General features: G+C 67.3%; 17 protein-coding genes. 15 read left to right on the plus strand and 2 right to left on the minus strand.

From position 1 onward, the window contains the following. Window positions 1-24: 24 nt before the first annotated feature. From Q0996_RS10930 to Q0996_RS10945, 4 genes are all read left to right on the plus strand, one after another. Window positions 25-981, plus strand: coding sequence for an ABC transporter permease (locus tag Q0996_RS10930; protein ID WP_299618984.1), 957 nt, complete (start codon window positions 25-27; stop codon window positions 979-981). Continuing rightward, entirely contained in the window at window positions 978-1,886 is a 909-nt protein-coding gene (locus Q0996_RS10935) for an ABC transporter permease (protein WP_299618987.1), read from the plus strand. Before Q0996_RS10930 ends, Q0996_RS10935 begins: the two co-directional genes overlap by 4 nt. Further along, a complete protein-coding gene (locus Q0996_RS10940) occupies window positions 1,876-3,573 on the plus strand; it encodes an ABC transporter ATP-binding protein (protein ID WP_299618990.1) in 1,698 nt (565 codons plus the stop codon). Before Q0996_RS10935 ends, Q0996_RS10940 begins: the two co-directional genes overlap by 11 nt. A 63-nt stretch (window positions 3,574-3,636) precedes the next feature. Next, the gene (locus tag Q0996_RS10945) at window positions 3,637-4,788 is read left to right on the plus strand and encodes a TauD/TfdA family dioxygenase (protein WP_299618994.1); all 1,152 of its coding nucleotides are present in this window, start codon (window positions 3,637-3,639) and stop codon (window positions 4,786-4,788) included. A gap of 9 nt (window positions 4,789-4,797) precedes the next feature. Here Q0996_RS10945 and Q0996_RS10950 read toward each other — a convergent pair whose 3' ends face one another. After that, the gene (locus Q0996_RS10950; RefSeq protein ID WP_299618997.1) at window positions 4,798-5,541 is read right to left on the minus strand and encodes a flavodoxin family protein; all 744 of its coding nucleotides are present in this window, start codon (window positions 5,539-5,541) and stop codon (window positions 4,798-4,800) included. A gap of 88 nt (window positions 5,542-5,629) precedes the next feature. After that, complete coding sequence (locus tag Q0996_RS10955; protein ID WP_299619000.1) at window positions 5,630-6,886, minus strand: sodium:proton antiporter; 1,257 nt, start codon at window positions 6,884-6,886, stop codon at window positions 5,630-5,632. Window positions 6,887-7,157: 271 nt separating this feature from the next. On the opposite strand from Q0996_RS10955, the gene Q0996_RS10960 reads away from it, so the two are divergent. From Q0996_RS10960 to Q0996_RS11010, 11 genes are all read left to right on the plus strand, one after another. Continuing rightward, on the plus strand, window positions 7,158-7,841 hold the full coding sequence (locus Q0996_RS10960; RefSeq protein ID WP_299619002.1) for an alternative oxidase: 684 nt from the start codon (window positions 7,158-7,160) through the stop codon (window positions 7,839-7,841). Between the two features lie 24 nt (window positions 7,842-7,865). Beyond that, on the plus strand, window positions 7,866-8,300 hold the full coding sequence (locus tag Q0996_RS10965; protein WP_299619005.1) for a group III truncated hemoglobin: 435 nt from the start codon (window positions 7,866-7,868) through the stop codon (window positions 8,298-8,300). Beyond that, window positions 8,297-8,569 carry a DUF1971 domain-containing protein gene (locus tag Q0996_RS10970; RefSeq protein WP_299619008.1) on the plus strand — a complete coding sequence of 91 codons (273 nt, stop codon included), beginning with the start codon at window positions 8,297-8,299 and terminating at the stop codon, window positions 8,567-8,569. Before Q0996_RS10965 ends, Q0996_RS10970 begins: the two co-directional genes overlap by 4 nt. 116 nt (window positions 8,570-8,685) lie before the next feature. Further along, window positions 8,686-11,046, plus strand: a complete 2,361-nt coding sequence (gene hypF, locus Q0996_RS10975; RefSeq protein WP_299619011.1) for a carbamoyltransferase HypF — start codon at window positions 8,686-8,688, stop codon at window positions 11,044-11,046. After that, the gene (locus Q0996_RS10980) at window positions 11,037-11,318 is read left to right on the plus strand and encodes a HypC/HybG/HupF family hydrogenase formation chaperone (RefSeq protein WP_299619015.1); all 282 of its coding nucleotides are present in this window, start codon (window positions 11,037-11,039) and stop codon (window positions 11,316-11,318) included. The genes hypF and Q0996_RS10980 overlap by 10 nt, the downstream gene beginning before the upstream one ends. Window positions 11,319-11,324: 6 nt before the next feature. Beyond that, entirely contained in the window at window positions 11,325-12,467 is a 1,143-nt protein-coding gene (gene hypD, locus Q0996_RS10985) for a hydrogenase formation protein HypD (RefSeq protein WP_299619018.1), read from the plus strand. Window positions 12,468-12,472: 5 nt separating this feature from the next. Next, window positions 12,473-13,528, plus strand: coding sequence for a hydrogenase expression/formation protein HypE (gene hypE, locus Q0996_RS10990; RefSeq protein ID WP_322096686.1), 1,056 nt, complete (start codon window positions 12,473-12,475; stop codon window positions 13,526-13,528). Window positions 13,529-13,539: 11 nt separating this feature from the next. Next, window positions 13,540-13,782, plus strand: coding sequence for a hydrogenase maturation nickel metallochaperone HypA (locus tag Q0996_RS10995; RefSeq protein ID WP_299619024.1), 243 nt, complete (start codon window positions 13,540-13,542; stop codon window positions 13,780-13,782). Next, window positions 13,782-14,615, plus strand: a complete 834-nt coding sequence (gene hypB / locus Q0996_RS11000; RefSeq protein WP_299619027.1) for a hydrogenase nickel incorporation protein HypB — start codon at window positions 13,782-13,784, stop codon at window positions 14,613-14,615. The genes Q0996_RS10995 and hypB overlap by 1 nt, the downstream gene beginning before the upstream one ends. 182 nt (window positions 14,616-14,797) lie before the next feature. Next, the gene (locus Q0996_RS11005; protein ID WP_299619030.1) at window positions 14,798-16,372 is read left to right on the plus strand and encodes an ankyrin repeat domain-containing protein; all 1,575 of its coding nucleotides are present in this window, start codon (window positions 14,798-14,800) and stop codon (window positions 16,370-16,372) included. Between the two features lie 180 nt (window positions 16,373-16,552). Then, entirely contained in the window at window positions 16,553-17,638 is a 1,086-nt protein-coding gene (locus Q0996_RS11010) for a PotD/PotF family extracellular solute-binding protein (RefSeq protein ID WP_299619033.1), read from the plus strand. The last annotated feature ends 51 nt before the right edge of the window (window positions 17,639-17,689 follow it).

The raw sequence follows: 17,689 nt of genomic DNA on the forward strand, positions 1-17,689 counted from the left end.
CATCGTCTGTGCCGATGACCCAGCATGTATAAGATCGTAAAGATGGTGGCCCAGCGCTTGGCGCTGGGCCTCGTCACCCTGTTCGTGGTGTCGCTGATCATTTTCCTCGGCGTCGAGTTGCTGCCGGGGGATCTGGCCCAGGAGATTCTGGGCCGCTCGGCGACGGAGGAGACCGTGGCCGCGTTCCGCCGGGATCTCGGCCTCGACCTCCCGCCGCATACCCGCTACATCGAGTGGCTGGCCGGAATCGTCCAGGGCGACTTCGGCCGCTCGCTGGCCAGCCAGCGGGAGATTTCCGAGCTCATCGGCGTGCGGCTGCAGAACACCCTGTTCCTGGCCGCGCTGGCGGCCATCATCTCGGTGCCGCTCGCCCTGTTCCTGGGCGTGATGGCGGCGCTCTATCGCAACAGCGTCTATGACCGGGCAGTGAACGTGGTGAGCCTCTCCGCGGTCTCCTTTCCCGAGTTCTTCATCGCCTACATCCTGATCCTCTACCTCGCGGTCAAGTTTCCCTGGTTCCCCAGCCTGGCGAATGTCGATCCGACGACGCCGCTGATGGAGCGCGCCTACCGCAGCTTCCTGCCGGCGCTGACCCTGACCCTGGTGGTGGTGGCCCAGATGATGCGCATGACCCGGGCGGCCATCATCAATCTCCTGGCCAGCCCCTACATCGAGATGGCCAACCTGAAGGGGCTCTCGCGCTCCCGGGTGATCCTCTATCACGCGCTGCCGAACGCCTGGGCGCCGATCATCAACGTGATCGTCCTCAGCCTCGCCTACCTGATCGTCGGCGTGGTGGTGGTGGAGGTGGTCTTCATCTATCCGGGCCTCGGTCAGCTCATCGTGGATTCCGTGCGTACCCGCGACATCCCGGTGGTGCAGGCCTGCAGCCTGATCTTCGCCGCCACTTACATCCTGCTGAACCTGACGGCCGACGTGCTGACCATTCTCACCAACCCCAGACTGCTGCACCCGAAATGACCGAGCGCACCGAAACAGACTCGAGCCTCTCGGCCAGCGAAGCCTTCGTTCCGGCGGTCCGTGCGGGCATCTGGAGCGTGGTGGGGCGGGAGCTCTGGAAGGCGCCCTTCAGTGCCAAGTTCGGCCTCCTGGTGGTGGTCGCCTATGTCGTCGTCGCCGTCTTCGCGCCGGTGCTCGCGCCCTTCGGCGAGTCGGAAATCGTCGGCAGCGAGTACGAGCCCTGGAGCGAGGACTTCCTGCTGGGCACCGACAACCTCGGCCGCGATATGCTCACCCGGCTGATCTACGGTGCGCGCAACACCATCGGCATCGCCTTCGTCACCACCTGCCTGGCCTTTCTGATCGGCGGATTCGGCGGCATCCTCGCGGCGATCCTCGGCGGCTGGACCGATCAGTTGCTGAGCCGTCTGGTGGACGTCCTGATGGCGATCCCGCAGCTCATCTTCGCGCTACTGCTGCTGACCATCGTGGGGACCTCGGTGCCGGCCCTGGTGGGCATCATCGCGGTGCTCGACTCCACCCGGGTCTATCGCCTGGCGCGGGCGGTCAGCATGAACGTGGTGGTCATGGATTTCGTCGAGGCGTCGCGGCTGCGCGGGGAGGGCATCGTCTGGATCGCCACCCGCGAGGTGCTGCCCAACATCCTGCCGCCGCTGGCCGCCGAGTTCGGCCTGCGCTTCTGCTTCGTGTTCCTGCTGATCAGCGCTCTCAGCTTCCTGGGCCTCGGCATTCAACCGCCGACGGCGGACTGGGGCTCCATGGTGCGCGACAACGCGACGCTCATCACCTACAGCGACATCACGCCGCTGTTGCCGGCCGCCGCCATCGCCCTGCTGACGGTGGGCGTCAACTTCGTCGTCGACTGGTTCCTTCACAAATCGAGCGGGCTGCGTGATGACCACTGAGACGGGGACCACTGAGAGGGGGGCCGCCAACGGCGGCGGCGATGTCCTCCTGGAGATGCGCGGCCTGCGCATCGAGGGGCAGAGCGACGAGCAGTGGAGCGACATCGTCAAAGGGCTGGACCTGACTTTGCGGCGCGGCGAGGTGCTGGGCCTGATCGGCGAGTCCGGTGCCGGCAAATCGACCATGGGCCTTGCCGCCATGGGCTACGCGCGCCCGGGCTGCCGCATTTCCGGCGGCTCCATCCTCTTCGACGGCATGGACCTGATGACCGCCAGCGAGGATCAGAAGCGCAGCCTGCGCGGTGCGCGCATCGCCTATGTCGCGCAGAGCGCGGCGGCCTCCTTCAACCCGGCCCACAAGCTGATCGAGCAGTATGCCGAGATGCCCGTGCGCCATGGGCTCAAGTCCAGGACCGAGGCCAATGCCGATGCCGTCGAGCTCTTCGGGCGGCTGCGCCTGCCCGATCCCGAGGGCATCGGTTTCCGCTATCCCCATCAGGTCTCCGGCGGCCAGCTTCAGCGCGCCATGACGGCCATGGCCATGTCCTGCCGGCCCGATCTGATCATCTTCGACGAGCCGACCACCGCCCTCGACGTCACCACCCAGATCGAGGTCCTGGCGACCATCCGCGACATCGTCGACCAGTTCAACACGGCGGCCATCTACATCACCCACGATCTGGCGGTGGTGGCCCAGATGGCTGACCGCATCATGGTCCTGCGCTATGGCGAGCTGGTGGAGGAGGCGGAGACCCGGCGCATGCTCTCGGCCCCGACCCAGGACTACACCAAGTCGCTCTGGGCCGTGCGCTCCTTCCAGAAACAAGCGGTGATGGCGCCGGAGGAAGCGACGCCGCTGGTCAAGGTGGACCATGTGACCGCCGCTTATGGCGATACCCCGGTGCTCCACGACATCTCCTTCGAGATTCACCGCGGCCGCACGGTCGCCGTGGTCGGCGAGTCGGGCAGTGGCAAGAGCACGACCGCGCGGGTGATCACCGGCCTGCTGCCGCCGGTGAGCGGACAGGTGCTGTTCGACGGCAAGCCCTTGCCCGGCGACTACCGCCAGCGCAGCAAGGACCAGCTCCGCCACGCCCAGATGATCTATCAGATGCCGGACACGGCGATCAATCCGCGCCAGCGGGTGCGCGACATCATCGGCCGGCCGCTTTCGTTCTATCTGGGCTTGAACGGCCGCGAGCGCGAGCAGCGGGTGCGCGGCCTGCTGGAGATGATCGAGCTCGATCCCGATGCCTTCATCGATCGCTTCCCCGGGGAGCTTTCCGGCGGCCAGAAGCAGCGCATCTGCATCGCCCGCGCCCTGGCGGCGGAGCCGGCCTTCATCATCTGCGACGAGGTGACCTCGGCCCTCGACCAGTTGGTGGCGGAGGGTATTCTCAAGCTGCTGGACCGCATCCAGCGGGAGCTCAATCTCGCCTACATGTTCATCACCCACGACATCGCGACCGTGCGCGCGGTCTCTGACGAGGTGATCGTCATGTACCAGGGCCGCATCGTGGAGCAGGGGCCGAAAGACGAGATGTTCACCCCGCCGCACCACGACTACACCGACCTGCTGCTCTCCTCGGTCCCGGAGATGGACCCGGACTGGCTCGATACACTGCTGGCCGAGCGCGCCGCCCGCAAGGAGCGCGGTGAAAGCGTCATGGCCAGCGGAGATCAATAGAGGTTCCCGCAGGCAGCCACTCACGTCAGGATGCGTGGTCAGGTGTGAGCAGGGAGCGCTGCAATGGAATCCATCGAGTCCGCCAAGATCGTTGAGGAGGGCGCCGCGCTGGAAACCCGTTGGGGTGACGGTGCGGCCTTGCGGTTTCATGCGATCTGGCTGCGCGACAATGCCCTCGATCCGGAAACCCGGTCGCCCGAGAACGGTCAGCGGCTGGTGACCTTGAACGAGATCCCGCCGGACACCCGCGTCCTCGAGACCGCCGTTGCCGAGGGCGCGCTGAGCGTGACCTTCGCGCCGGACCGTAAGACGGTCCGCTTCCCGGCCGACTGGCTGCGGCGGAACGCCTACGATGGGATGTCGGCGCCCGAACCCGGCTGGACCGCCGCGGGCATCGAGACCTGGGACGGTGATCTGAAAGACCTGCCGCAAGGCAGGTTCGACCGCGTGTCGGAGGAACCCGCCGCGCTGCGCGATTGGCTGGCGCTGGTGCGCCGCTACGGCTTCGCCAAGCTCACCGACGGGCCGGCGGAAAGCGGCGCGCTCCTAGAGGTCGCCGCGCTCTTCGGCTACGTCCGCGAGACCAACTACGGCAAGTGGTTCGAGGTGCGGGCCGAGGTGAACCCGACGAACCTGGCCTACACCGGGCGTGGCCTGCAGGCCCATACCGACAACCCCTACCGGGACCCGGTGCCGACCCTGCAGATCCTCTATTGCCTGGAGAATTCCGCCGCCGGCGGCGACTCCCTCGTGGTCGACGGCTTCCGCGCCGCCCAGCGCCTGCGCGACGAAGACCCCGACGCCTTCGGCCTGCTGGCGCGCCACTGCGCCCGCTTCGAATATGCCGGCGCTTCCGGCGTGCACCTTGCCGCGCGCCGGCCGATGATCGAACTGGCGCCGGACGGCGAATTGCTGGCGGTGCGCTTCAACAACCGCTCCGCGGCGCCCATCACCGACGTGCCCTATGCGGAGATGGCGGCTTTCTACCGGGGCTATCGCCGTCTGGCGGAGATCGTCGATGACCCGGCGATGGCGGTCGGCTTCAAGCTGGAGCCGGGCGAATGCTTCATCGTCGACAACACCCGGGTGCTGCACGCCCGCAAGGGCTATGCCGGCAGCGGCTCACGCTGGCTCCAGGGTTGCTATGCCGACAAGGACGGGCTGCTCTCCACCCTGCGCGTGCTGGAAGGAGAGCTCGGCGTCCGTGCCGGCTGAGGCGCCACCCTATCGATAATCCGGATTGGCGTAATCGAAGCGGCAGCCGGCATCCCAGGCGGAGCGCTGGTTGCCGTGGGCGGGGAAGCCGCCGGCATCCACCAACATGCGCGCGCTGTGCAGCAGGTTCCAGGTCATGAAGGTGGTGTTGCGGTTGGTGAAGTCGTTCTCCGGCCCGCCGGAGCCCGCATCGAGGTAGGAGGGGCCGGGCCCGGCCTCGCCGATCCAGCCGGCATCGGCCTGGGGCGGGATCACGTAACCCAGATGCTGCAGCGAATAGAGGATGTTCATGGAACAGTGCTTCACGCCGTCCTCGTTGCCGGTCACCAGACAGCCGCCGACCTTGCCGTAATAGGCGTACTGGCCCTGGTCGTTGAGGTCACCGGAGTTGGCATAGAGCCGTTCGATGACCTTGGTGCAGACGGAAGACTTCTCGCCCAGCCAGATCGGCGTGGTGATGACCAGGATGTGGGCGGCCTTCACCTTCTCGTAGATCGGCGGCCAATCGTCCTTGGGCCAGCCGTGCTGGGTCATGTCCGGCCAGACGCCGTAGGCGATGTCGTGGTCGACGGCCCGCACCACGTCCACGCTGACACCGTTCTTTTCCATGATGGCCTGGGCGATGCGCACCAGACCGTCGGTGTGCGAGACTTCCGGGGAGCGCTTCAGAGTGCAGTTGATGAAGAGGGCCTTCAAGTCTGAGAAGTCCCACTTGCTTTCACTGCACCAGCGTTCCTGCTGTTCGTTGAGCATCTTGTTTCCTTTCAGATTGATTGTTCGTGTGGAGCGTTCGCCTGCCCTCGACGTGTCGAGAGCGGTTTCAAGGTCGATCAGGATTCGCTTATGATCCGCCGCGCGTCGGCATCTCGCTCACGGTCTTGGCTTCCTCGCAGCGGCCCATGGTGTCGGCCAGCGACCCATACCAGCGTGCGCCCGGGGCCGCGGTCACGCCGTGAAGCAGGATAGAGGCGGTGACCGTCACAATTGTGACGACCAGGATGGTCTCCTGGCCGCCGGTATCCGTCTCCTCGAGGATCAGCAGCGCGAAGAGAATGGAGGCGAGACCGCGCGGCCCGAACCAGCCGAGAAAGGCCACCGTGGGCGACTTGATGCCGGTCCCGGCCATGCTGACGGCGACCGGAAGCATGCGCACGAGGGTGAGGCTGAGGCCGGCATAGACAAGCACACTCCAGGTCAGGCCACCGGCGGCCTCGGGCAGGATCGCTGCGCCGAAGATCAGGAATGTGAGGAGGGTGAGAAGCTGACCCTCCGCTTCGGCAAACTCGAAGAGAAAGCCGCAGCGCCCGCGAACCTGGTTGCCGAAGACGATCCCCGCGGTGAAGGCGGCGATGAAGCCGTTGCCCTCGATCAGTTCGGCCCCGGCGAAGGCCATCAGGGCGACGCCCAGGATGGCCGGGCCCTCGAAGCTTTCGCTCATCCAGCCCCGGGTGACGGCTCGGTCGATCAGCCAGGCGCCGAGGCCTCCGACAACGACACCCGCCAAGGGGCCTAGGAGGATCTGCTTGGCGCCGAAGACCAGCCAGCTCTGATCTGCGCCTGCGCCGTGGAATTCGCTGGCTAGGCTGGCGAAGAGCAGCACCAGGGGCAGGGCAATGCCGTCGTTGAGGCCGCTTTCGATGTTGAGCGCCTGACGGATACGCACCGGAACCCGGGGGTTGGAGACCACCGCCTGGCCGAGGGCGGCATCGGTGGGCGCCAGGATCGCCGCCAGCAGCGCGGCCTCCCAGAACGTCAGGCCCAGCGGCAGGAGCAGGGCGGCTGCCGCGCCGGCGGCAATGGTCAGCGGCATGCCCAGCAGCAGCAGGCGGACGGGCAGGTTGTGGTCGCGCCGCACCTGGCGAAGGTCGATCCGCGCCGCATCGGAAAACAGCACCAGGACGAGGGTGAGCTCGGCGAGCCCATGGATGAAGCCGTGGCCGACGTCGAGGTCCGCCAGCCCGAGCCCGGCGTGCCCGATCACCAGGCCGAAAGCGGCGAAGACCATGGGGGCGGTGATCACCGTGGCCTGCAGACGCTTGGAGATCAGGCTGAACAGGACAACGCCACCGGCGATGACCGCAAAGCCCAGTGTATCCACGGCGCCCCCCAATTCTCATGTCGACTCAATGCTGCGGTCCGCCATCATGATCCAAAGCCGCGCCGTCGGGCAACTTGGGACCGCGGCGGGCGCCTCTCCCGGGACCTTCGATGCATTGCGACCGGCGGGGTTACGGGGCGGGCCATCGCGCCGGGTTTCCGACCTCCCGCGTTCTCTTCTATAAAAGATGTATTTTAGGTATTGCTTTTGGCTGCCAGTGCTCCATATAATAGGTATTGAAGATGCTTCTTTGGGGACAAGGGGACGAGCGATGACCCAGAACATCCGGGACCGGGCAGCCACCGGCATCCACCACCACCATGCACCCGCTGATTTCGGCGACCGGATCGCCGCCGGCTTCGTGAAGAGCCTGCGTTTCGTCGCCGACCGCTTCTTCGCCGGCCGTTACGGCCACCGGGCAGTGGTCCTGGAAACCGTAGCGGCGGTGCCCGGGATGGTCGGTGGCCTGCTGCAGCACCTGAAGGCGTTGCGCCACATCCGCGACGACCAGGGCTGGATCCGCGAGCTTCTGGACGAGGCCGAGAACGAGCGTATGCACCTGATGACCTTCGTTCAGATCGCCCAGCCCACCATGCTGGAACGGGTGGTGATCATGGTCACCCAGGCGGTGTTCTATAACTTCTACTTCTTTCTTTATCTCGTCTCGCCGAAGGTCGCCCACCGCGTCGTCGGCTATTTCGAGGAGGAGGCGGTGGTGAGCTACACCCACTACCTGGAAGAGATCGATGCCGGGCGTCACGCGAATCCGCTCGCCCCACAACTCGCCATCGACTATTGGGGCTTGCCGGCCGACGCGCGGCTGCGCGACGTGGTCCTGGCGGTGCGTGCGGACGAGGTCGGTCACCGCGACCGCAATCATGGTTTCGCCAACGCCCTCGGCCGCGGCGAGAATCCGGCGGATGTCCTCGGCGGCCTGCCAGCCGGGCGGGGCTGACCGGACCGGATCGGGGCCATTTCGATGACGGTCGAGACAGTCGGTGGCGCCCCCCGGCCGCTCCATCCGGAGATCGACGAGGCGATGATCGAGCGGCTGGTGCGCCATTTCTACGCCAGGATACGGCGGACTCCGGACCTGGGCCCGATCTTCGAAGCGGTGGTTCAGGATCGTTGGGAGCCGCACCTGCGGATCATGATGGACTTCTGGTCCTCGGTGATGCTGATGAGCGGGCGCTTCAAGGGCCAGCCGATGCAGAGGCATCAGGCCTTGCGGGCCCTGCGGCCGGAGCACTTCCAGACCTGGCTGGCGCTGTTTAGCAGCAGCGCGAATGAGATCTGCCCGCCGGATATCGCCGCGCTGTTTGTGGACCGCGCCGAGCGCATCGCCCGGAGCCTGCAACTCGGCATGTTCGGCCCCCCGGAACTGAGCCTCGCGCGACGAAAGGAGGCGCCGTGAACACCCTGCCGCCATCGGTCAAAGCCTACCACCGGACAGCCGTCTTCACGGAGACGACGGTGCCGAAGGGCCTGTTGCAGGACCATCGGACCAAGCAGGGCGTCTGGGGTGTCATCACCGTTCTGTCGGGACGCCTGCGCTACACCGTGCCGTCGACCGGCGAAGTGAGGGTCCTTGAGGCCGGCCGCCCGGGGATCGTCGAACCCACGGTGGCTCATCGGGTGAAACCCCTGGGTCCCGTCGAATTCTTCGTGGAGTTCCACCGCTAGCTGTTTCGCTCCTGCGTGTGATGGTACGGTAACACCGACCATCGACAAGGATGCGCTTTGGGACAGGGACTTCACGGCAACGCCGACAACCGCGTGGTGATCAGGGACCTGGTGCCGTGAGGGGCGAGGCCATCACCATCCGCGGGCAGGTCCAAGGCGTCGGCTTCCGGCCGACGGTTTGGCGCATCGCCACGGAACTGGGGCTCACCGGCGACGTGCGCAACATTGGTGAGGGCGTGGAGATCCGCCTCTGGGGGGCGGCGCTGGAGCGGTTCGCCGAGCGTCTCGAAGCCGAGGTGCCCGCCCTGGCGCGCATCGAGCAGATGCAGCGGAGGCCCCTGGACGCACCGGCGCCGCCGGCCTTCGAGATCGCCCCCTCCGCAAGCGGGCGCCTGCGCGCGGTGGTGACGCCGGACGCCGCGACCTGTGCCGACTGTCTCGCCGAGGTGCGCGACCCCTTCGCCGCCCGCTACCGCTATCCCTTTGCCAACTGCACGAACTGCGGGCCGCGCTTTTCCATCGTCGAAGGCGCGCCCTACGACCGCGACAAGACGACCATGCGGGGCTTCGCGCTCTGCGATGATTGCCGCGGCGAGTACGAGAACCCGGACGATCGGCGCTTTCATGCCCAGCCCGTCGCCTGCCATGCCTGCGGGCCGCGGGCCTGGATCGAAAGTCTGGGCGGCGGCACCGTCAACCGCGAAGCCCCTTCCATGCTGGACGACGTCGATGCGGCGGGCGGCCTGTTGATGACGGGTCACATCGTGGCCATCAAGGGCATCGGCGGCTTCCACCTGGCCTGCGACGCCACCCAGGCGGCGGCGGTCGCCCGCCTGCGCGCACGCAAAGGCCGCCGCCGCAAGGCCTTCGCCCTGATGGCTAGGGATCTCGATGTGATCCGCCGCTACTGCGCGGTTTCCGAGGAAGAGGCGGCGCTGCTCGCCAGCCCGGCCGCGCCCATCGTTCTCCTCACGCTGCGGGGCGAAGCCTTGCCGCAGGCCCTAGCACCCGGGCTCGACCGCCTGGGCTTCATGCTGCCCTACACGCCGCTGCATCACCTGCTGCTGCGCCGCATGGAGCGGCCCGTGGTGATGACCAGCGGCAACATTTCCGGCCGGCCTCAATGCACTGGGAACGCGCAGGCGCGCGCGGAACTGGCAGGCGTTGCCGACGTTGCCCTGATGAACGATCGGGAGATCGCCAACCGCATCGACGATTCTGTGGTGCGCGTCGACCTCGGCCGTCCGCGGCTGCTGCGCCGCGCGCGCGGCTACGCGCCTGCGCCCATCGCGCTGCCGGAAGGCTTCGACGGCGCCGCGCAGGTCCTGGCCCTCGGCGGCGAGCTCAAGAACACCTTCTGTCTGGTGAAGGACGGGCAGGCGATCCTGAGCCAGCATATGGGCGACCTGGAGGACGCGGCGACCGCCGAGGACGTCGCCCACAATCTGGCGCTCTACCGCGGGCTCTACGCGCACGAGCCCGAGTTGATCGCCGTCGACCGTCACCCCGACTATCTCTCGACCAAGCGCGGGCAGGTGATGGCGGAGGAAGGCGGTCTGCCCCTGGTGGAGGTGCAGCATCACCACGCCCATGTTGCCGCCTGCATGGCCGAGAACGGCTGGCCGCTGCGCGGCGGCTCCGTGCTCGGCATCGCCCTGGACGGCCTCGGCTTCGGTGCCGACGGCACGGTCTGGGGCGGCGAGTTCCTCGGTTGCACCTACACCGGGTTCGAGCGTCTCGCCTGCTTGAAGCCGGTGGCCCTGCCCGGCGGGACTGCCGCGGTGCGGGAGCCCTGGCGCAACGCCTATGCCCATCTGATGGCGGAGATGGGCTGGGCCGAATTCGCCAAAAACTTCGCTCATCTTGATCTCTATCAACGGCTGGAGGCCGCCCCCCGTGCGACCCTGGACGCCATGATCGCCAAAGGCATCAATTCTCCGCTTTCTTCCTCTTGTGGCCGGCTCTTCGACGCGGCGGCCGCGCTCTGCGGTCTGGCCTGGGAGGCCCAGGCCTACGAAGGCGAGGCGGCGATGTGCTTCGAGGCGGCCATCGATCCCCAGGCACTGAACGAGTCCGAGGATCTGGCCTATCCCTTCGTCCTCCCGCGACTCCTCGGCAAGGGGTTGCCTTACATCGAGCCGGCGGCTGCTTGGCGCGCGTTCCTGGAGGATCTGCTCCGCGAGACCTCGCTGGGGGTGATCGCGGCGCGGTTCCACCGCGGCTTGGCCAATGCCATCGTCGCCATGACGGCGCGGCTTTCCGGCGAGGAGAGGCTTTATCCGACGGTTGCCCTGACCGGCGGCTGCTTCCAGAACGCCACCCTGTTCGAATTGGTTCATGAAGGCCTGGAACGGCGGGGGTTCAGGGTTCTCAGTCACGAACGGGTGCCGGCCAACGACGGCGGCCTGGCCTTGGGACAAGCCGCCGTGGCGCTGGCCACCCGGCAGGAAACCCTCAGGAGAGATCCATGTGCCTAGGGATACCGGGACGGATCGTCGAGATCAGCGACGCCGCGAACAAGCTGGCGACGGTCGAAATCGGCGGCGTCAGGCGCCCGGTGAACATCGCCTGCATCGTCGACGAGGAGTATCCGGTGGAGCGCTGCCTCGGCGACTGGGTCCTGGTTCACGTGGGCTTCGCCATGAGCCGCATCGATGAGGAACAGGCCGCCCGGACCCTGGAGGCCCTGACCGAGCTTGGCGAAGTCCAGGCAGAACTGGCGGCCATGCGCGGCTCCGGCGGAGGCTGATCGGTCATGAAGTACGTCGACGAATTCCGCGATCCCGAGAAGGCCAAAGCGCTGTTCCGCGAGATCGAAGCCCTGGCGCAGCGGATCGAAACCAAGGACGGAAAACCGCTGCAGGTCATGGAAGTCTGCGGCGGCCACACCCATTCGATCTTCCGCTACGGCCTGGAGGCCATGCTGCCGGAGAAGATCGAGTTGGTGCACGGCCCCGGCTGTCCGGTCTGCGTGCTGCCCATGGGGCGGGTCGACGACTGCCTGGCCCTGGCCGAACGGCCGGAGGTCATCTTCACCACCTTCGGCGACGCCATGCGGGTGCCGGGCTCGCGCAAGAGCCTGATGCAGGCCAAGGCCGAGGGCGCCGACGTGCGCATGGTCTATTCGCCGCTGGACGCCCTGGCGCTGGCCCGCGACAACCCGGAGCGCGAGGTGGTGTTTTTCGCCCTCGGCTTCGAGACCACCATGCCCAGCACGGCGCTGACGGTGTTGCAGGCCGAGGCGGAGGGCATCGCCAATTTCTCCCTGTTCTGCAACCACATCACCATCATCCCCACCATCAAGGCGATCCTCGACTCGCCGGACCTGCGGGTCGACGGGTTTCTGGGGCCCGGTCATGTCTCCATGGTGATCGGCAACCGGCCCTACGACTTCATCGCCCGGCACTACCGCCGCCCCTTGGTCATCGCCGGTTTCGAGCCGCTGGATATCCTCCATGCGCTCTGGATGCTCTTGACGCAGTTCGCCGAAGGGCGCTGTGAAATCGAGAACCAGTACGACCGCATCGTTGACGGCGAGGGCAACCGTCAGGCCCTGGAGGCCGTCGCGAAGGTCTTCGAGCTGCGCGAGTTCTTCGAGTGGCGCGGCCTCGGCTCCATCGACCACTCGGGGCTGCGGATGCGCGAGGCCTATGCCCGCTTCGACGCCGAGCGCCGCTTCCCGGTGCCCCAGGTGAAGATCGCCGATCCCGCGTCCTGCCAGTGCGGCGAGGTGCTGAAGGGCGTCATCAAGCCCTGGCAGTGCAAGGTCTTCGGCACCGCCTGCACGCCGGAAACCCCCGTCGGCGCGCTCATGGTCTCCAGCGAAGGGTCCTGCGCCGCCTACTACCAGTACGGCGGCGGATCGCGGGAACGCGCGCCGGTGGAGGCGGCGGAATGAACGTAATGACTCCTGCCAACTCGCCCAGCGGCCGCCTGCGCGCCGAGCGTGTCACCTTGGCCCACGGCGGCGGCGGCAAGGCTATGCGTGACCTGATCGAGGACGTCTTCGTCGCCGCCTTCCGCAATCCGGAGATGGGCGAGATGGAGGACCAGGCGCGGCTGACCTCCGCGGCGCTGGCGGAACCCGGCGCGCGGCTCGCCTTCACCACCGACAGCTTCGTCGTCGACCCGCTGGAGTTTCCCGGCGGCGACATCGGCAAGATCGCGGTCTGCGGCACGGTGAACGATCTGGCGGTCGGCGGCGCACGCCCGCTCTGGCTCTCGGCGGCCTTCATCATCGAAGAGGGGGTTGAGGTGGCCCTGCTGCGCCGGATCGCGGAGTCTATGCGCGGCGCCGCGGAGGAGGCCGGTGTGGTGATCGTCACCGGGGATACCAAGGTGGTGGGCCGCGGCGCGGCGGACAAGCTCTTCGTCACCACCTCCGGCCTCGGGGTGATTCCCGCGGAGCGACATTTGGCGGCCAGCCGGGTTCAAGCCGGCGATGTGGCCATCGTCAACGGTGTCCTCGGCGATCACGGCGCGGCGATCCTGGCGGCGCGGGGCGATCTGGCGCTGAGCGGCGACATCCCCTCCGACTGCCGGTCTTTGAACGGTCTGATGGAGGCGGTGATCGCGGCGGCGCCCGCTGTGCGTGCTGCCCGCGATGCCACCCGCGGCGGTCTGGCATCGGCGCTCAATGAGATCGCCCAGGCTGCCGAGGTCGGCATTGAGATCGACGAAGCGGTCCTGCCCCTGCGCAGCGAAGTCAAAGGCGTCTGCGAGATCCTCGGCCTCGATCCGCTCTATCTGGCGAACGAGGGGACTCTCGTGCTCTTCGTCCCGGAGCCGCAGGCCGAGGCGGCGCTGGCGGCGATGCGTGCCCACCCGGCCGGCGAAGGGGCGGTCGTCATCGGCAGGGCCGTGGAGGCCCACCCCGCGACAGTGGTGATGAAGACCCTCTTCGGCGGGCAGCGCATCGTCGACATGCTGGTCGGCGAGCAGCTGCCGCGGATTTGTTGAGGAGCCCGCGGATGCACGAACTGGGCCTGACGCGCAACATCGTCGCCATCGTGTCCGAGCACGCCGGCGCGCGCCGGGTGCGGCGGGTGCGCCTCGCCATCGGGCCCTGGGCCTGCGTAGAGCGCGAGGCCCTCAGCTTCTGCTTCGGTATCGCTGCGGAGGGGACGGTGCTCGCCGGCGCCGCCCTCGAGTTCCTCGAAGCCGAAGGCGATGCCTTTCTGATCAAGGATTTCGAAGTCGAGGAGGCGGCCTGATGTGCGGTACCTGTGGATGCTCCGATCCGGCCAATGCCGTGAGCCTCACCGATCCTGAGAGCGGCGCGCAATCGCTACTCCGCCAGCGCGCGGCGCCCGGCCACGCCCACAGCCATGCACACGGTCATGACCATGATCATGACGAACCCCATGTGCATGGTCCGCACGGCGAGGTGATCTCCCTGGAACAGGCGGTGCTGGCCAGGAACGACGAGATCGCGGCGCGCAACCGCAGTTGGTTCGAGGGGCGGGGTATCCTGGCCCTGAACCTGGTGAGTTCGCCCGGCGCCGGCAAGACCACGCTGCTGGAACGGACGATCGAGGCAGTAGCGGGGAAGATCGAGATCGCCGTCATTGAAGGCGACCAGATGACGGCGAACGATGCCGAGCGCATCCGCGCCGCCGGCGCCCGCGCGATCCAGATCAACACCGGGGCCGGCTGCCATCTGGAGGCCGATATGGTGGCGGAGGCGGTGAAGAAGCTGGACCCGCCAGCGGGTTCCATCCTGATGATCGAGAACGTCGGCAATCTGGTCTGTCCGGCCATGTTCGACCTGGGCGAACGCATGAAGGTGGCGGTGATCTCGACCCCGGAGGGCGAGGACAAGCCGCTGAAGTATCCGCACATGTTCCGCGCCGCGGAACTGGTGCTGATCAACAAGATCGACCTGGCGCCCCATGTCGGCTTCGACCAGGCGCGCTGCCAAGAGAACATCCGCAGCGTCCACCCGGAGGCCGCGGTGATGGCCCTCTCCGCGCGCACCGGCGAGGGCATGACGGACTGGCTCGCCTTCCTCCGGCGCCAACGGAAAGGAGCGGCGGCCCGCGCTTAGGCGGAGGGCTGGTCGGTTTCGGGTTGCATTGCAGCGGCTCCTTGCGGTAGGCACGAGGGCAGCGCGTTCGGGGACGCGCCCTGTCCACGGAAAGAGCGGCCTCACCCCGTCTTCAAAGATATGACTCCGTCTTCTTTTCCTGCCCTCCCGGTGGACACAGGGTGTTGAGGAGAAGAGACGCCATGACCGAAACTTCCCTGAATCCCGCCGACCCGCGCTCCCTTGACGACGCCAAGAGGGCGGCCAAGCGCCTTCGAAAGCAGCTCCACGACGGCGATGCGGATGCGCTCGCCCGTTTTCGCAGCGTCTTTGCCGACCGCCGCGATCCGGCGGCGGCAACCCACGCCGACTGCCTGCACGTCATCGCCCGGGAGGCGGGGGCGGAGAGCTGGCCGCGGCTGAAGCTGGCTGTCGAGACGGCAGCCCTGACCCAGGAGCAGCGCATCAGGCAGCTCGGGCGCGCCGTCACCAACGGCAACTTCCATCTGGTCGACCGCCTGCTGTCCCTCGATCCCGGGCTGCCCGACGCGCAGTTCGGCCTGCAGCTCGCCTTCGCGCGAAAAGACGCTGCGCTGGCGGCACTGGCCCGCGATCCAGCGCTGGCGACCACTCCCATCGGCGAGCGTCTGCCCATCCACGTGCTCTGCGCCTCCAAGATCCATCACCGTTCGCCGGAGGCCGTGGACGCCATGATCGATCTGCTGGAGGCGCTGCTGGCGGCGGGTGCTGAGGTGAACCAGGGCTTTCCGGCCGAACCGGGCGAGGAGCACGAACTCTCGCCGCTCTACTGTGCCCTCGGCCATGCGGGCAACCTGCGCCTGGCGGAGGCCTTGTTACGGCACGGCGCCGATCCCAACGACAACGAGTCGCTCTATCACGCCACCGAACTGCCAACCTTGGAGGGTGTCGAACTGCTGTTCAGGCATGGTGCCGAAGTGGGCACCACCAACGCCTTCCTGCGCATGCTGGACCGGGAAAGCCCCGAGGGCGTCCGGCTGTTTCTGGCCAACGGCGCCGATCCCAACGCGCCGCCCTATCGCCATCCGTCGCCCACGCCGGCCGACGACCGCAACGCCCTGCATCATGCCATCCTGCGCGGCCGCTCCGGCGAGATCGGGGCGCTGCTGCTGGACCACGGCGTCGATCCGGCGGCGCGTCATGACGGGCGCACGGCCTATGCCCTGGCGGTAATCTCCGGCAACCGCGCCATGGCCGAGATGCTGGCCGCGCGCGGCTTGGACACCGAGCTAACTCCTGCGGAGCGCTTTCTCGCGGCCATTGCCGATGGGGACGGAGCGGAGGCCAAACGCCTGCTAAGCGACACCCCGTCTCTTTGGAACGATCTCACTGACAAGGATCTGCAGCGGCCGACCGAGTTGGCCATGAACCGGGACAGCCTCCCGGTCCTGCGCCTGCTGGCCGAACTGGGCTTCGACCCCGACCGCAAGGGCGAATCCGACATGCCGCCGATCCATGCGGCGGCCTGGTGGGGCCACGCCGAGATCGTTGAGATGTACATCGGGCTGGGCGTTGACCTGGAGTCCCGGAACATGTTCGGCGGTACCGCCCTCGGCACGGCAATCCACGGCTCCATGAACTGTCCGGGCGCGGAGGAGGGCGACTATCTGCGCTGCCTGCGCGCCCTGGTGGCGGCCGGCGCCAAGATCCTTCCCGAACACGGCCATCTGGAAATGGGTTCTGAAGAGGTCACGCTCTTCCTGGAGGAGCATCTGGAAGAACTTCAACCGCACGAATGATCGCTGTGCGATGCTTTCGGGGCTGCCGTAGCGCGGTGATTCGGCAAGCCCCTTGATCGCGGCTTCGCCCAGCCCCTACTCTGGGCCCCGGCGCGGTCGAGGGCGCTGTCGGACAGGCAGGGGAAGACGCCGGCACGGCCGCTCAAGAACAGACGACACCCCTTAAGGGAGGAAAGAACAATGGACGGAACTGGCCATCTCTCACGACGCGCGCTTCTCGGCGCCGCGGCGCTCACCCTGGCGGTCGGACTGGCCGGGGCCGGCACGGCGGCTGCAGCCGAGACCATCCGGGTTCTCAACTGGCAGGGCTACGGCACCGACGAGGCCTGGGCGGTGGAGGCTTTTACCGCCAAGACCGGCATCGAGGTGGTGCATGAGTACTTCTCCTCAGAGCAGGAGATGCTGACCAAGCTGCGCACCAACCCCGGTGCCTACGACGTGGTGCTGATCAACTCCTCCTTCACCTCCCAGGCGGCGCAGGAAAAGCTGATTCAACCCATCGACACCGGCGACATGAAGAACGTCGGCGATCTCTCTCCCGGCATGGGCGACAACAAGAACCTGGTGATCGACGGCCAGGTCTACGGCGTCGCCTGGGTCTGGGGCCTCACGTCTTTTGCGGTCAACAGCGAACGCTTTCCGAGCCCGCCGGATTCCATCGAGGCGCTCTGGGACCCGGCCAACGCCGGCCGGGTGGGCTGGCGCGACGACGCCGTGGAGGCGGTGCAGCTCGCCGCCATCGCCCTGGGCCAGGACATGAACAATCCCTCCGATCTCGGCGCGATCCGCGAGAAGCTGCGGGCCCTGAAGCCGCAGATCCGCACCTTCTGGGGCTCCGAGAACGAGTGGAACCAGTTCCTCTCCGCCGGTGAGTTCGATCTGGCGACCTACTGGAGCGGTTCGGCCTCCCGCGCCAAGACCGCTTTCAACCTGCCGGTGGAGTTCATCATCCCGAAGGAAGGGGCCATCGGCTGGCTCGACGGCCTCTCGATCCAGACCGGCGCCAAGAACGTGAAGGAGGCCAAGGCCTTCATCGACTGGATGATCGACCCCGAGTTCTACGTGAAGTGGGATACGGAGGTGGGCGCGCCGGCCTCCGCCAATGCCGCCGCCAATGCGCAGCTCCCGGGCGACGCCTTCAACCGCACGGTCCTGGGCAATCCGGAGAAGGTGGCCAAGGTGCAGTTCATGGGCCCCATCGCCGAGCCCCTGCGCAAGCAGATGCTGGAGCTCTGGCAGGAGACCAAGACCTACATGCAGCAGTAGGCCGTCGCGGTGGTGACGTGACGGCTGCGCTAGGGCCTGTTGAGGTTCACT

The sequence above is a fragment of the Pelagibius sp. genome, from assembly GCF_028289705.1.
In the GTDB taxonomy this organism is placed as follows: domain Bacteria; phylum Pseudomonadota; class Alphaproteobacteria; order Kiloniellales; family Kiloniellaceae; genus Pelagibius.